Genomic DNA, 14,055 nt, shown 5'->3' on the forward strand with positions numbered 1-14,055 from the left:
GATGACTTCATCATGCCACCAAGTGAGCCGCCGTCAGACCTCGATGGACTCCCCCGGCTCGAGATGCTCGACATCGAGCGGCACCAGGGCCCCCGCGCCGAGGAACCGCGTCGCCGACGCGACGCCGATCTCCGAGAGCATCGCGTCGTGGATCTGGACCGCGCGCGCCGGGGCCACCGCGCGCACGAAGTCGGCGGCCTCCCCGAGCTTGGCCCAAGGCCCGCTCACCGGGACGAGCAGCACCTCGACCTCGACGCCGGGCGCCTCGTAGGAGTCGCCCGGATGGAAGATCCTGCCGCCCACCAGGAACCCGACGTTGACGAACCTCGCCAGGTCCGGGTGGATCACCGCATGGGCGCCACCGTGGACCGTCACCGCCAGCCCGCCGGCCTCGAACGCGTCGCCCGGGGCGACCACCGTGACCTGCGCGGGGAGCGCCTCGGCCCAGCGCCCCACCACGGCGTCCGGACCGTAGACATGCAGCTCGGGGCGCACCCCGAGCGCGCCCCGGATCGCGTCCGCGTGGACATGATCGGGGTGCTCGTGCGTGAGGAGCACCGCGTCGGTGGCCACGATGAGCTCCGCCGCGTTCGGCGTGTAGACGCCGGGGTCGATCAGCAGGTGTCCGCCCCCGGCGGAGATCTCCACACAGGCGTGGGCGTGCTTGGTGAGGCGCATGCCTCCACCCAACCATGCGCATCGTCCCGCGGGAATGAAACGGCGACGCTCGCGTTAGTTACATGCGTACGCATATAATTGGCGTCATCGGCCGGGACACCCGTCCCGGGCCCGGCGGCGACAGCCCCACAGGGAGGCACACCATGCAGTTCGGCATCATGTCCGTCTCGGACATCACCCGCGACCCGGTCTCGGGCCACACGCCCTCCGAGGCGGAGCGCATCGAGAACATCGTCAAGATCGCCGTGCACGCCGAGGAGGTGGGGCTGGACGTCTTCGCGATCGGCGAGCACCACAACCCGCCGTTCTTCAGCTCGTCTCCCACGACGCTGCTCGCCCACATCGCGGCGCTCACCACGACGCTCACGGTGACCACGAGCACCACGCTCATCACCACCAACGACCCGGTGCGCCTGGCCGAGGAGTACGCGATGCTCCAGCACCTCGCGAAGGGCCGCATGGACCTCATGCTCGGCCGCGGCAACACCGCGCCCGTCTACCCCTGGTTCGGCCAGGACATCCGCCAGGGGCTCCCGCTCGCGCTCGAGAACTACAACCTGCTCCACCGCCTGTGGCGCGAGGACGTGGTCGACTGGGAGGGTCAGTTCCGCACCCCGCTGCAGGGCTTCACCTCGACCCCGCGCCCCCTGGACGACGTCCCGCCGTTCGTCTGGCACGGCTCGATCCGCACCCCCGAGATCGCCGAGCAGGCCGCGTTCTACGGCAACGGCTACTTCGCGAACAACATCTTCTGGCCCAAGGAGCACTACAAGCGCCTCATCACCTTCTACCGCCAGCGCTTCGAGCACTACGGCCACGGCACCCGCAAGCAGGCGGTCGTCGGGCTCGGCGGTCAGGCCTTCATCGCGAAGAACAGCCAGGAGGCGCACGACCAGTTCCGCCCCTACTTCGACGAGGCACCCGTGTACGGCAACGGCCCGCGCATGGAGGACTTCGAGGAGATGACGCCGCTGAGCGTCGGCAGCCCGCAGGAGGTCATCGACAAGACCCTGACCTTCCGCGACGCCTTCGGCGACTACCAGCGCCAGCTGTTCCTCGTCGACCACGCCGGCCTGCCCGTCGACATGGTGCTCAGGCAGCTCGACCTGCTGGGCGAGCACGTGGTGCCGGTCCTGCGCGAGGAGCTCGAGGCGCGTCGCGACCCCGAGGCCCCGGCGAACCCGCCGTCGCACGCCGACCTGGTCAAGGCCAAGTACGGCGACCAGGCCCCGCGCCAGCCGCGCCCCAACGCCAACCGCGGCGACAACGTCACGGGCGGCTCGCCCTACCAGGACTCCGAGGCCGCCGCCGCGGAGTACCCGACCCTCTAGGAGGGACGATGCCCACCGCACCCTCCGCACGGACGGCACCCCGCGCATCGTCGCAGCGTTCGCCGCGAGGCCGCACACGCCTCGCGAACGATGCATGGGAGGCCGCCCTTGCGGCCCACGGCGTCCTCATACGCGGCTTCGCGGCGGAGGACGTCTGGCACGGCCTCACGATGCGCGAGTACGACGTGCTCTACACGCTCTCCAAGTGCGAGACCCCGCAGCGGCTCGGCGATCTCGGCGGCCACGTGCTGCTGAGCCAGCCGGGGCTGTCGCGGCTGGTCGACCGCCTGGTCGAACGCGGGCTCGTGGCTCGATGCGCTGACCCCCTCGACAAGCGGGCGGCGAACCTCACGCTCACCGACGAGGGCCGCACGCTCCAGCGCCGCATCGGGCGCGCGCACGGCGCCTCGGTCGCCGCGGCCCTCACCTCCCGTCTCACCGACGAGGAGCTCGCGCTCCTCGAATCCCTCTCCCTCAAGCTTGCGACCGACCCCGAAGGGGATCTGACATGACCGACTTCCGCCTCGTGGTGGTGAGCGCCGGCGTCTCCGACCCGTCCTCGACCCGCCTGCTCGCCGACCGCGCCACGCAGCGCGTCACCGCCCTCGCGAAGGAGCGCGGCCACGCCGTGACCGTCACCACGGTCGACCTGCGCGAGCTTCTCCCCGAGCTCCCGGCGGCGCTGTCGAGCCAGCTGCTCGGCCCCCGCTTCACCCGTGCCGTCGACGCCCTCGGCGCCGCCGACGCGATCGTGGCCGCCGCGCCCGTCTACAAGGCCGGCGCGTCGGGGCTGTTCACCAGCTTCTTCCAGGTGCTCGACAACGACCTGCTCATCGGCAAGCCCGTCATCCTGGCCGCGACCGCCGGGACGGCGCGCCATGCGCTCGTGGTCGACGAGGAGATGCGCGCGCTGTTCGCCTACCTCCGCGCGCTCCCGGTGCCCACCAGCCTGTTCGCCTCGACCGAGGACTGGACGGACACGGGCTTCGGCACCCGCATCGACCGCGCCGCCCGCGAGCTGGTGCTGCTCATGGAGTCCGGCTTCGCGCGCGCCGTGAGGGACGATGCGTGGGGCGCCTACCAGCACACCTACGGCTCGGCGGGTGGCACGGAGCTCGAGATCGACCTCGACTCGGACCTCATGCGGCTCGCGACCGGCGGCACGCTGCGCCCGAGCACCGACGACGATCCGTTCGATCCGCGCAAGGGCTGAGGCCTCTCCCCTGGCAGACGGGCTCCTCCGGGCGCAGGATGGGGGCATGCCGCTTCACGATCTGCCGGGGATGCCCGAGCACACCATCGGATTCCGCGCCGTAGGACTCGTCAGCGCCGAGGACTACCGCGCGGTGCTGGACCCGGGCCTCGAGCGGGCGGTCGCTGCGGGGCCGCCCGTCAACCTCGTCTACGTGCTCGGCTCGGAGTTCGACCGCTACTCGTTGGGCGCGATGTGGGAGGACGTGCGGCTCGAGAGGATCCCGCACGACGCGTGGGGCCGCCTCGCGCTCGTGACGGATCATGGCGTGCTCGCCGAGGTGGTCCACCTCCTCGCCTTCCTGTTCCCCGGCGAGGTGCGGATCTTCCCCGCCTCGTCGGAGGAGGAGGCGATCGGCTGGGCGAGCGGCATGGCCGCGTGACCGCCGTCGAGGTGCTCCGGGTCGAGGATCGGGGCCGGTACGAGCTCCTGGTCGACGGCGCCCTGGCCGGGGTCGCGGAGTTCCGGTGGCGCTCGGGGCGGATCGTGTTCACGCACACCGAGGTCGCGAGCGCATACGAGGGACGAGGGCTCGGCTCCGTGCTCGCTCGCGACGCCCTCGCGGACGCCGCGGCTCGGGGCGAGGTGATCGTCCCCGTCTGCCCGTTCATGGCGGCGTACCTGCGCCGGCACACCCTCCCAGGCGCCACGGTGGATTGGCCGGAGGAGGCGTGACGCGCCTCGACGCCGGCCCCGTCGCCGAGGTGCTGTGCCCCGGTGCGGGCACCCGACCCGGACCCGTCGCGCGCGTGCTCGAGCCGCGCGACGTCCCCTTGGGCGGGCTGCGCGCGATGAGCGTGCGCCGCTCGCTCCCCCAACGCGGGCTCACGACCATCGGCGCGTGGTGCTTCCTGGACCGGTTCGGGCCGCAACTCGCCACCATGCGGGTCGAGCCCCACCCCCACATGGGCCTGCAGACGGTGACCTGGCCGCTCGCCGGGGAGATCCGTCACCGCGACTCGCTCGGATCCGATGCGGTGCTGCGGCCTGGCGCGCTGAACCTCATGACCGCGGGGCACGGAGTCTCCCACTCCGAGTACTCGCTTGGGGAGGACGCCATCGAGCTCGATGCGCTCCAGCTGTGGGTCGCGCTGCCGGAGGACGCGCGCCACGGGCCGCCGGGGTTCGAGTCGCACGCGAGGCTCCCCGCGCTCATGCTCGGCGACGGCGCGTCCGCCACCGTGATCCTCGGGACCCTGGATGGGGTCACCTCTCCCGCCACCGCGCACACGCCCATCGTGGGCGCCCAGGTCACCCTCGACACGGACACCGAGGCGGAGCTGCCGCTCGATCCCCGCTGGGAGCACGGCATCGTGCCGCTGGCAGGCGATGTCGACGTGCTCGATGCATCGGGCATCCTCGCGACCGCGCCGGCGGGCGGAATCCTCTACCTGGGCACGGATCGCGGCGCGGTGACGCTGCGTTCTCGCCTGGGTGGCACTGTCATGGTGCTCGGAGGGGAGCCCTTTCCCGACGACCTGGTGATGTGGTGGAACTTCGTGGGGCGCGACCACGACGAGATCGTCGAGGCATGGCATTCGTGGAACGGGGACGACGGCCGCTTCGGCACCGTCCCCGGTCACGGCGACGTGCGCATCCCCGCGCCACCGATGCCCGAGGTGAGGCTCAAGCCCCGGACGCGCGGGAGCTGATCCCCGCCGCTGCCCGAGTACGGTCCGGGGGCGGAGCTCTTCCCTGGTCATGCGATGGCCTGTGGGTCGAGGCGTGCGGTGCCACCGCGGATGGGGGTGCGGGTGTGGTCGACGGCGGCGGGTGGGATCAGCCACGGGTGTCCGTCGCGCAGCTCGAGCTCCCACTCGCCGGTGTGGAGCCGGACATGGCATCCCGTGCAAAGAAGCACGCCGTTGTCGATGTCCGTGCGACCGCCGTCCGACCAGAACTCCACATGGTGGACGACGCACCAGGTCGGCGGGGCCAGACACCACGCGCAGCCTCCGTCGCGTTCGACGATCGCTTTGCGCTGCGCTGGCGTGAAGAGCCGCTTCCTGCGCCCCCAGTCGAGCGGGAGGCTCTCTCCGCCGAGCACGACGGGCAGCATGCCTGCGTCGACAGCCATGATGCGCGCCGTGCCACCGCTGATGGGCCCCGTGAGCGAGTCGCACGAACCCACCCCGATCCCCGAGCGGAGGGTGTCGTAGTCCAACCTCACCACCACCTCGGTGCGCACCCCGCTGCCGGGCTCGTCACAGCCCAGGCAGTGCTGCGCGAGCATGACCAGAGCGTCGGCGCGGATCTGCCCCGCGGTACGAGTGTCTGCGTCGGCGACCACCACGTCGTCGCGTCGGCGTTGGAACGCGTCACGCACCTGCGCATCCAGCAGCGCCACCACGGGCGCGGCGGAGGCGGCGTCCAGCCGTGCGCGGAGCGTGACCATGCCGTCCGCGTCGCGACCGATGACCAGCTCACGCTGGTCGCGGTGACGGCGTTCCTTCTCCTCCAGGACCTCCCGGCGATGCAGCGCGATGGCCTGCTCGCACGCGCGGCGGAGCTCACGAAGCGTCAGGCGCTCGGCCTTGGCGACCAGCCGCGACTCAAGACCGGCAGGCGCCTCGCCCAGCGTATCCAGGCAGTGCTCGAGGACCTCGACCGCAGGTGCACCGATGCGCCCCTGATGGAACGCCTCCCGCGCCAGCGGATGCTTCGCACGGCCAGGTTCCCCGCCGGCGGCGATCAGCTGTTGCGCGCTGCGCTCATCGACACCGAGCAACTGCGCCGTGTCACGGCGCTGCCCCGCGAGCTCGCGCGGCGTCGGCTCCCCACGCGTTCCCCGCGTCCGATCGAGCTGCGCAGCGGCGCCCGCCGCGACGATCACACCCGCCTGACGGTAGACCGCAGCCGATGCGGCCGTGAACCGCGTGAGCTCGTCCACCGTCAACGCCGACAGGTCCCGACCCTCGAACTCGCGCAGCACCGCAACCGCGGTGACCAGCCGAGCCGTAGTGAACGCCATACGACGATCTCAGCACAGGGGTCCGACATCGACTCCCGCCAGTTTCCACAGATCTACCAGGGTGGATAACTCAAACGGGATCAAGACCTGGGGACATCGGCTGGGCGTCCGGGGTCGCCATCACCGCGCCCTCGCGGCCGATCCGCAACGCCGCGGGCGATCGCCGCCAGGACACGCTCGCGCTCCCTTGGAAACCCTCGTCACCCCACGTGGAGGAACCGCACCGACCCGCCTCGGCGCGACGCTCAGCCGACCTCGATCTGCGCGCCCACCTGGAGAGCGGTACGGCTGTACGGCACCTTCTCCTCCGCGTCCCATGCCGTCGAGCCGGCCTTGCCGGTCCAGGCGTTGAGGTTCGCGCCGAGCGTCCCTGCAAGCGTGCCGCGCACGCCGTGGTCGCCGGGCTCGGAGGTGTCGAGGTCCGTCAGGTCCCACACCACGGGGAACGATGCGGTGCCGCCGCCGTGCAGCCGCGCCTCGGCGTACGCGGGGAGCGCAACGTCGAGCGCCTCGACGGAGGTGCCCACCGGAGCCGCCACCACGCCGAGGTCCGTACGCACGGGCCCGGCCGCATCGGCGCGACGCAGGGCGTCGTGCTGGGTCCGCGTGAGGCCCAGGACCCCACCGTGCTTGGTCGCGGCGCGCAGCGAGAAGCGCGGGCTGTCGAGCGGCGCCCAGGGCTCGTCCGCGTCGAGGTCCGTCGAGACCATGGGCCGGTACCCGACGGAGGGGATGACGTCGACGTAGAGGTACCAGCGGTCCTTGCCGTGCGCCTTGAACATCGTGGGGCCCTCGACGCCATGCCCGGCGGCGTAGCCCTCCCCGATGCGGGTCTGGACCTCGCGCCAGACGGCACCCAGCTCCCACCACCGCTCGGCGTCGGTGACCTCCATGAACAGGCCACGGCGCGTGGCGCCGTTGGACTTGGTGACGCGGTAGGTCCGGCGGCCATGCTGGATCATCGTGGTGTCGATGGTGTCCTCGCCCTGATCCAGGAGCACGCCCCCGAAGGCCCACGTGGACTGCGTGAAGTCCGTGGTGGAACCCCAGAGGATCACCTGGTGGCCGCCGACGGTCGAGGTCCAGTACACGACGAACGCGCCCTGACCCGCGCCGTGGAAGTCGGGCACGAACGTGGTCTCCGCGGCCCACATCATGCCCATGTCGGGCGTTCCCTCACCCACGGCCCCGGACGCGTCGCGCGCGACGTCGATCTGGCGCAGCGGCGACCACGTGATCAGGTCGCGCGACTCCCACACGTTCATGCGCGTCGAGTACCCGTGGGACCAGCCTGCCCAGCCCGCGTCGTCCCCGCCGAAGACCCGCAGGTCGGTGCCGAGGATGTAGTAGACCCCGGTCTGCGGGTTCACCGTGAGGTGCGGGTCGCGCACGCCGGTGGTGCCCAGGTGCGAGGCGAGCACAGGCGCCCCGCCGTTGAGCGGGACCCAGCGTTCGGGGTCGTCGCCGTCGGAGAGGTCCAGGTAGATCTTCTCGGCGTAGCCCTCGGGGTCCTCGAGGAAGTGGACCATGAGGTACCCGTAGGGCTGCTCCGTCATGACACGACCACGGTGACCGCGACCTCGCGCAGCTCGGGCAGCAGCTCCTCGTCCGTCTCCATGTCGAGCACGGGCATGCCGTCCGCGGCGAAGTGGACGCGGCGCACGAACATGTCGCGACCGGTGAGCCCCTTGTGGTCGGTGCGCGCGTGGAACACGTACAGCAGGTTGCCGTCCTGGTCCTCGGACCACATGCCGTGTCCCGTGCCCAGCTGCATCTCGCCGTTGAACGGCCCCGACTTCTGGATCGGGTAGTTCAGGCGCGTCCAGGCGGCGGGATCGGTGAGGTCGACGCCCTCGCCCGCGGTCGCCGTGACCAGCCCGGTGGTGTAGCTGTCGCCCACCGTGGATCCCGAGTAGAGCATCCACAGCCGGCCGTCGCGCACGAGCACGTTCGGGCCCTCGGCGATGAAGTTGTCCCACGCGTACTCGGGGGCGACGATGCGCACAGGCTCCGAGGCGATCCGCGTCGGGTCGGCGGGGTCCATGGTCGCGATGAACACCGATCCCAGCATCTGCCAGGCGTAGTAATGCCGCCCGGAGTCCTGGAAGTAGGTCATGTCGAGCGAGATGCCCTGGATCTTGTTGAGCGCCGAGCCGTCGGCGCAGACCACGTGGCGCGCCGCGGTCCAGTGCTCCGGCACGGTCGGGTCGAGGTGGTTCCCGGCCCCGTCCTTGCGCAGCTGGACGATGCTCGCGCGGCCCGACCACATGTCCGTCGGGTCGCCGTAGGAGGGCATGAAGAGGATCGACAGGGTGCCGTCGATCATGTGGATCTCGGGCGCCCAGAAGCAGCCGGTCATGGGGTTGCCGTCCGCGTCGAGCGAGCCGTGGACCAGCAGGTCCACCTCGGTCACGCGACCGGCCTCGAGCGCCTCGTCGGAGAGGTCCTCGATGCGGTCGGCCATGCGGATCGGCATCCCCACCGGCTCTCCCGCGTTGTTGACCGGGTCCATGTGGAGGTCCTTGGTCGCGATCATGAGGAACTTCTGCACGCCGTTGAAGTCGAACCGGTAGACGCTCGGGTCGGCGCGCTCGTCGGCGAAGGGCGTCGGGTAGACCTCCTGGCGCACCCGACCGGTCACCGCATGCGAGCCCGGCACCGACGTATCGATCGAGGCGAGCGCCTCCGCATCCCACCCGATCGCCAGCGAGCCGGTCGAGCCGTCGCTGTAGTCGAGCTCGAGGCGCGCGGGCAGGGCGCCCACCGGCAGCGGGGCCCCGACCGCGACCTCGACCGCCGGCAGCGGGCGCGCACCCGTGTTGACGATGGGGCCGAAGCGGACCTCGAGGGCGCGGGCCTCCGCGGCGGACACGTCCACGGGCGCGCCATGCTCGAGCCCCGGCACCGCGCCGGCCTGCGCCGGGCTCACCGACGCGCCGTCGGCGAGATCGGCGACGGCCGCATGCCGGGCCTCGCCCGCATCGTCCGTCCAGGACACCAGGTAGGTGCCGTTCTCGGCGTCGTAGAGGGCGGCCGGACGATGCACGCCGTCGGTCACGCCCAGGTCGAGCAGGCCGAGCTCGGTGTAGGCGAGCAGGTCCGGCGAGGTCGCGACGAGGACGCTCGAGCGCTCGGTGCCGTCGGCAGCGCCGCCGCGCGCCACCCGCGTGGCGACCACGCCGAAGCCGCCGTCACGCGTGCGGAACAGGTGCGGGTCGACGAGCGACCGCATGATCTCCTCGGTGGTGCCGGCAGGGCCGGGGACCTCGGAGACCAGCGGGAAGAAGATGCCGTAGTCGTCGAACAGCGGGACGACGCCGTCGGGGCCCTCGAGCGCGAGGTGCATGCTGAGCGCGACGTCCTCGTTGTTCGCCTCCGCGGCGGTGGTGGGCGTGCGGTGGTAGGCGCGGACGCGGCGCTCCGTCGAGTCGGTCACTGGCGCTCTCCTTCGAGTCGGGCTGCGGGGGGCAGACCAGAAATTTACATCGTTTACCTACGCGGCACAAAAGGGCCGGGACCGCGCCTTCCCCGGGCCTCCGCGACCGCCCTCCCCGCGGCCTCGAGCCAACGCTCGGGCTCGGCGAGCGCGGCCTCGCGTGCGCCCGCGAGCGCCGCGAGCGAGACCGACGGCACGCCCGGGTCGACGGCCAGCTCGCCCGCGACCACCGCGACGCGCGGGAAGGCCGCGAGCGCATGGCCGGCGACCTTGCCCAGGCGGGACTGCGCGTCGAACCGCCCCTCCCCCGTGATCACCAGATCCGCGGCCGCCGCGCCCTCGTCGAGGCCCGTCAGCCGCGCCACCTCGGGCGCTCCCTCGACCAGCCTCGCGCCCCACGCGTGCAACGCGTAGCCCGCGCCACCCGCGGCGCCCGCGCCCGGCGTGCGGGGGTCCACGCCGAGCCGCGCGGCGACCGCCTCGAGCCTTCCTTCGAGGAAGGCGACATCGGATGGCGACGCGCCCTTCTGCGGCGCGAAGACCGCCGCGGCACCCGTCGGCCCCAGCAACGGTGCGCGGACATCGCACAGCACCGTCGCGCCGCCCGACGGAGGCGTCCGGTCACCCAACGACTCGAGGACGGGCAGCCCGCCGTCCGTCGATGCCGAGCCCCCGAGAGCGACCACCAGGCGCGTCGCGCCCGCATCGAGCGCGTGCGCCATCACCTCTCCCAGGCCGCGCGACGTCGCTCCGCGCGGATCGAGCCGCGGCATGAGCCCCATCCCCGAGACCGCAGCGAGCTCGCACAGCGCGGTCCCGTCGCCCAGGTCGAGCCACCGCCCCGGGACAGGGGCGCCCGCCGGCCCGGTGACGGGCCCGCATGAGCGCATGACCGCACCGGACCTGGCCCCGCGGATCGCCGCGATGGTCCCCTCGCCGCCGTCGGCCTGCGGGATCTCGACCACCTCGTCGCCGGGGCGCTCGGCACGCCATCCGCGCGCGATCGCCGCCGCCACGCGCGCGGCCGGACACGTCCCCTTGAACGAGTCCGGCGCGACCACCACGCGCATCGTCAACCCGCCTCGCCGCGGGCGCGCGCGACCACCCGCCCGCGCTGCGAGCGCGGGAAGCGGGCGAGCATCTCACGCAGCTCCTCCGCCGTCGCATCCGAGCCGAAGATGTCCGTCGGCGGCTCGAACATCACGCCGCTCGCCAGGGAGCCCGCGTCGACGGGGTCGAAGCCCATCGCGCCCACGAGCGCCGCGACCACCCTCCTGTCCCCGGCGTCGTCGCCCGCGACGGCGAGGCCGCGGCGGTCGGGATGCCCGACCGGGTGCGCGAGGTTCTCGAGCTCCCAGACGCTCGCATGGTTGAAGGCCTTCACCACGCGCGCGCCGTCGAGGAACGCGGCGACGGTCTCCGACGTCGAGGTCCGCGGGTCGTCGAGGTCGGGCCGCGCCCCGTCGAGCTCCCACCAGTAGTTCATGGCGTCGACCACCAGGCGGCCCTCGAGCAGCGACGCGGGCAGCGTCCGGTAGCGCCCGAGCGGGATCGCGAGGATCACCACGTCGGCCCCGCACGCCGCCGCCGGGTCGTCGCCGGACGATGCGGTACGGACCTCGATCCCGGCGTCGCGCGCGAGCCGCGCAAGCACCGCGCCGACCCGCCCCGCGCCGAGGATCCCTACCGTGCGCGGCGCCGCGACCTGGTCGTCGTCCCGCGCATCGTCCACGCCTTGGAGGCTACCGGGGGCGGCCGACGGCCGCCTGCCGCGCCCCCGCTACAGGCGCTCGATCTCCACCACGGCGTAGACGCCGTCGTCCGTGAGGTACGCCATGGCATCGGCCACGAGCGCCCCCGACTCCACGATCAGGCTGGCGAGCTCCGCGAGCGTCCACCGCGGGGCGACCGGCCACGCGGCCCGCGGGTCGGGCTCGGGCCTGTCCGCGAGCATCGCGGAGAACGCGAGCGCCCCACCCGGTCGGACCAGCGAGAACGCGCGCCCGAGAGCGCGCGCGGACTCGGCCGGGGTGCGGTCGACCAGCAGGTCGAGCGCCTCGACGAAGTCCTGCGAGCCCTCGGCCACGGGCGGCGCGGCCTCCGCGAGCGCATCGACCCTCGACAGGAACCTGTGGCGCTCGGGATCGAGGCCCTGCGTCCGCACGAACCGCCGGGTGACGTCGAGCGAGTCGCTGCACGTGTCGATGAAGGTGGCCTCGACCTCCGCTCCCGCCTCGCGCGCCTCTGCGAGCGCGCCGATCACGGGAAGCGCGGGCCCGCACGCGAGGCTGGTCCAGCGGACCGTCCGGGCGACGTCGATCGACGTACGCACCGCGAGCCACTGCACCACGCGCGCCCGCGCCCGCAGGGCCCTCGCGTCTCGCACGAGCGTGAGGTAGCGGCGCGTGAGCGCATCCACGGGAGAGCCGCTGAAGATCGCATCGCCCTTGGTGCGGCTCGAGAGCCGCGGGGCGGCGGGCATGTAGATGTTCGGCATCGCCGCGGCGGTCCCCAGCCGCGCGGACCACTCCCGGAACGCCGGGGTGTGGACCGGCGAGGGATGCGCATCGGCATCCTGCGGCCCGGCGTCGGATTCGTCCCCGACCGCCAATCGCAGGACCCTCAGCCCTGACGGATCGAGCGCGGCCCCATTCACCCGCACGTCGCGTCTCACGAAGCGCTGCGCGGCCCCCTCAGCCGTGTGCACCATCAGAACCTCCGCATCCCCCGCCGGCCGGCGGTCCCCCAGGAAGAGCGTGTCGACGGGGTGCACCGTCGACATCGGCATGACGATGTTATGGCGCGCGCGGGGGTTCGGCAAGGCGAGGGGCAGGGCCGCCCCCTGAAGCGGGGGCTGCCGCGATGTCGGACCCCCGTCGCACAATGGCGTGATGACCGACGAGCTGGTGACCCGCGAGGACCGTGCGGTGGACGCACCCGACCCTGAGATCGTACGCCGGAACACGGCGGTGATCTGGGTGCTGATCGTCGCCGCGTTCGTGGTGATCCTCAACGAGACGGTGATGGGCGTCGCGATCCCCCACCTCATGGAGGACCTCGGCATCACCGCCGTCGCCGCGCAGTGGCTCACCACCGCGTTCCTGCTCACCATGTCGGTGGTGATCCCGGTCACGGGCTTCCTGCTGCGCAGGTTCCACACGCGGCCCATCTTCCTCAGCGCGATGTCCCTGTTCGTCGGCGGCACGCTCATCGCCGCGCTCGCGCCGGGCTTCGAGGTGCTGCTCGTCGCGCGCGTGGTGCAGGCGTCGGGCACCGCCATCATGCTGCCGCTCCTCATCACCACCGTGATGCAGCTCGAGCCGCCCGCGACGCGCGGACGGCGCATGGGCTCGATCTCCGTGGTGATCGCGGTCGCGCCGGCGATCGGCCCCACCATGTCGGGCCTCATCCTCAGCGTGCTGCCGTGGCGCTTCATGTTCGTGTTCGTCCTGCCGATCGCCGCGACGGTGCTGGTGCTCGGGTGGCGCCTCATGCGGAACGTCACCGAGCCGTCGGATGCGCCCCTCGACGTCCTGTCGGTGGTGCTCGCGGCCCTCGGCTTCGGGGGCCTCGTGCTCGGCCTCAGCCGCATCGGCGAGGCGGGCGAGGGCGGCGCGAGCACCTCCGCCTACGGGGCGCTCGCCGTCGGCGTCGCGGTCCTCGGGCTGTTCGTGTGGCGGCAGATCGTCCTCCAGCGGATCGACGACGCCCTGCTCGACCTGCGCACCTTCAAGGTCCCCACGTTCGCGGTGTCGATCGTGATGTTCGTCATCCTGATGATGTCCCTGTTCGGGATGATCATCCTGCTGCCGCTGTTCATGCAGGGCGTGCTCGGGCTCTCCGTGCTGCAGAGCGGGCTGCTCCTGCTCCCGGGCGGGCTGCTCATGGGCCTGTGCGCGCCTGCGGTGGGACGCGCCGTGGACCGCATCGGCCCCCGGCCGCTGCTGATCCCCGGCGCCGCGCTGGTGGCAGGGGTGCTGTGGACGCTGTCGTTCCTGCTCTCGGAGGCGACGCCGTGGTGGGCGCTGCTCGCGTGCCACGTCGCGCTGAGCGCGGGGCTCGCCCTCATGTTCACCCCGCTGTTCGCGGCGAGCCTGGGCTCGCTCCCCCCGCACCTGTACGCCTACGGGTCCGCGACCGTGTCCACCATCCAGCAGGTGGCCGGGGCCGCGGGCACCGCGCTGTTCGTCTCGACCATGGCGGCGGTCGCGGCGTCGCAGGAGGCCGCCGGAGCCGCCGAGGCCGCCGCGCAGGCCACCGGGATCCGCGCGGCCTACCTGATCGCCGCGATCCTCGCCTCGGGGGCCGTGGTCGCCGCATGCTTCATCCAGCGCCCCGTCGACTCGCCAGGGCCCGAGCACGCGGGCCACTGAGCTCCGCGGCGGGC

Annotated in this window: 14 protein-coding genes; 7 read left to right on the forward strand and 7 right to left on the reverse strand. The window is 72.6% G+C overall.

The window, feature by feature from the left end:
- Nucleotides 1-33: 33 nt before the first annotated feature.
- Nucleotides 34-678, reverse strand: coding sequence for an MBL fold metallo-hydrolase (locus tag AOM00_RS08135; RefSeq protein WP_062517326.1), 645 nt, complete (start codon nt 676-678; stop codon nt 34-36).
- Between the two features lie 143 nt (nt 679-821).
- On the opposite strand from AOM00_RS08135, the gene AOM00_RS08140 reads away from it, so the two are divergent.
- The 6 genes from AOM00_RS08140 to AOM00_RS15445 are packed head-to-tail and all read left to right on the forward strand — an operon-like array spanning nt 822 to nt 4,913.
- Nucleotides 822-2,009: a CE1758 family FMN-dependent luciferase-like monooxygenase gene (locus tag AOM00_RS08140; RefSeq protein WP_062517327.1), complete on the forward strand. Its 1,188-nt coding sequence runs from the start codon at nt 822-824 to the stop codon at nt 2,007-2,009.
- A gap of 8 nt (nt 2,010-2,017) precedes the next feature.
- Nucleotides 2,018-2,521, forward strand: coding sequence for a MarR family winged helix-turn-helix transcriptional regulator (locus AOM00_RS08145; RefSeq protein ID WP_062517328.1), 504 nt, complete (start codon nt 2,018-2,020; stop codon nt 2,519-2,521).
- Entirely contained in the window at nt 2,518-3,222 is a 705-nt protein-coding gene (locus tag AOM00_RS08150; protein ID WP_062517329.1) for a CE1759 family FMN reductase, read from the forward strand. The genes AOM00_RS08145 and AOM00_RS08150 overlap by 4 nt, the downstream gene beginning before the upstream one ends.
- A 46-nt stretch (nt 3,223-3,268) precedes the next feature.
- Complete coding sequence (locus tag AOM00_RS08155) at nt 3,269-3,643, forward strand: SpoIIAA family protein (protein ID WP_062517330.1); 375 nt, start codon at nt 3,269-3,271, stop codon at nt 3,641-3,643.
- Nucleotides 3,640-3,936, forward strand: a complete 297-nt coding sequence (locus tag AOM00_RS15440; protein ID WP_156159094.1) for a GNAT family N-acetyltransferase — start codon at nt 3,640-3,642, stop codon at nt 3,934-3,936. Before AOM00_RS08155 ends, AOM00_RS15440 begins: the two co-directional genes overlap by 4 nt.
- Entirely contained in the window at nt 3,933-4,913 is a 981-nt protein-coding gene (locus AOM00_RS15445; RefSeq protein ID WP_169746827.1) for a pirin family protein, read from the forward strand. Before AOM00_RS15440 ends, AOM00_RS15445 begins: the two co-directional genes overlap by 4 nt.
- Nucleotides 4,914-4,960: 47 nt before the next feature.
- Here AOM00_RS15445 and AOM00_RS08170 read toward each other — a convergent pair whose 3' ends face one another.
- The 6 genes from AOM00_RS08170 to AOM00_RS08195 all read right to left on the reverse strand — a co-directional run bounded on the left by AOM00_RS08170 (nt 4,961) and on the right by AOM00_RS08195 (nt 12,450).
- Nucleotides 4,961-6,094, reverse strand: coding sequence for an HNH endonuclease (locus AOM00_RS08170; RefSeq protein WP_169746828.1), 1,134 nt, complete (start codon nt 6,092-6,094; stop codon nt 4,961-4,963).
- 383 nt (nt 6,095-6,477) lie between these two features.
- Nucleotides 6,478-7,788: an Ig-like domain-containing protein gene (locus AOM00_RS08175; protein ID WP_228373444.1), complete on the reverse strand. Its 1,311-nt coding sequence runs from the start codon at nt 7,786-7,788 to the stop codon at nt 6,478-6,480.
- Complete coding sequence (locus tag AOM00_RS08180; protein WP_062517332.1) at nt 7,785-9,668, reverse strand: family 43 glycosylhydrolase; 1,884 nt, start codon at nt 9,666-9,668, stop codon at nt 7,785-7,787. Before AOM00_RS08180 ends, AOM00_RS08175 begins: the two co-directional genes overlap by 4 nt.
- Before the next feature lie 53 nt (nt 9,669-9,721).
- Nucleotides 9,722-10,738 carry a glycerate kinase family protein gene (locus AOM00_RS08185; RefSeq protein WP_062517333.1) on the reverse strand — a complete coding sequence of 339 codons (1,017 nt, stop codon included), beginning with the start codon at nt 10,736-10,738 and terminating at the stop codon, nt 9,722-9,724.
- A gap of 2 nt (nt 10,739-10,740) precedes the next feature.
- Nucleotides 10,741-11,400 carry an NADPH-dependent F420 reductase gene (locus tag AOM00_RS08190; protein ID WP_062517334.1) on the reverse strand — a complete coding sequence of 220 codons (660 nt, stop codon included), beginning with the start codon at nt 11,398-11,400 and terminating at the stop codon, nt 10,741-10,743.
- Between the two features lie 48 nt (nt 11,401-11,448).
- The gene (locus AOM00_RS08195; protein ID WP_062517335.1) at nt 11,449-12,450 is read right to left on the reverse strand and encodes a class I SAM-dependent methyltransferase; all 1,002 of its coding nucleotides are present in this window, start codon (nt 12,448-12,450) and stop codon (nt 11,449-11,451) included.
- 109 nt (nt 12,451-12,559) lie between these two features.
- Here AOM00_RS08195 and AOM00_RS08200 point away from each other — a divergent pair, with 109 nt between their 5' ends.
- Nucleotides 12,560-14,041, forward strand: coding sequence for a DHA2 family efflux MFS transporter permease subunit (locus AOM00_RS08200; RefSeq protein ID WP_062517336.1), 1,482 nt, complete (start codon nt 12,560-12,562; stop codon nt 14,039-14,041).
- Nucleotides 14,042-14,055: the final 14 nt, after the last annotated feature.

The organism is Demequina gelatinilytica (genome assembly GCF_000971115.1).
Taxonomy (GTDB): domain Bacteria; phylum Actinomycetota; class Actinomycetes; order Actinomycetales; family Demequinaceae; genus Demequina; species Demequina gelatinilytica.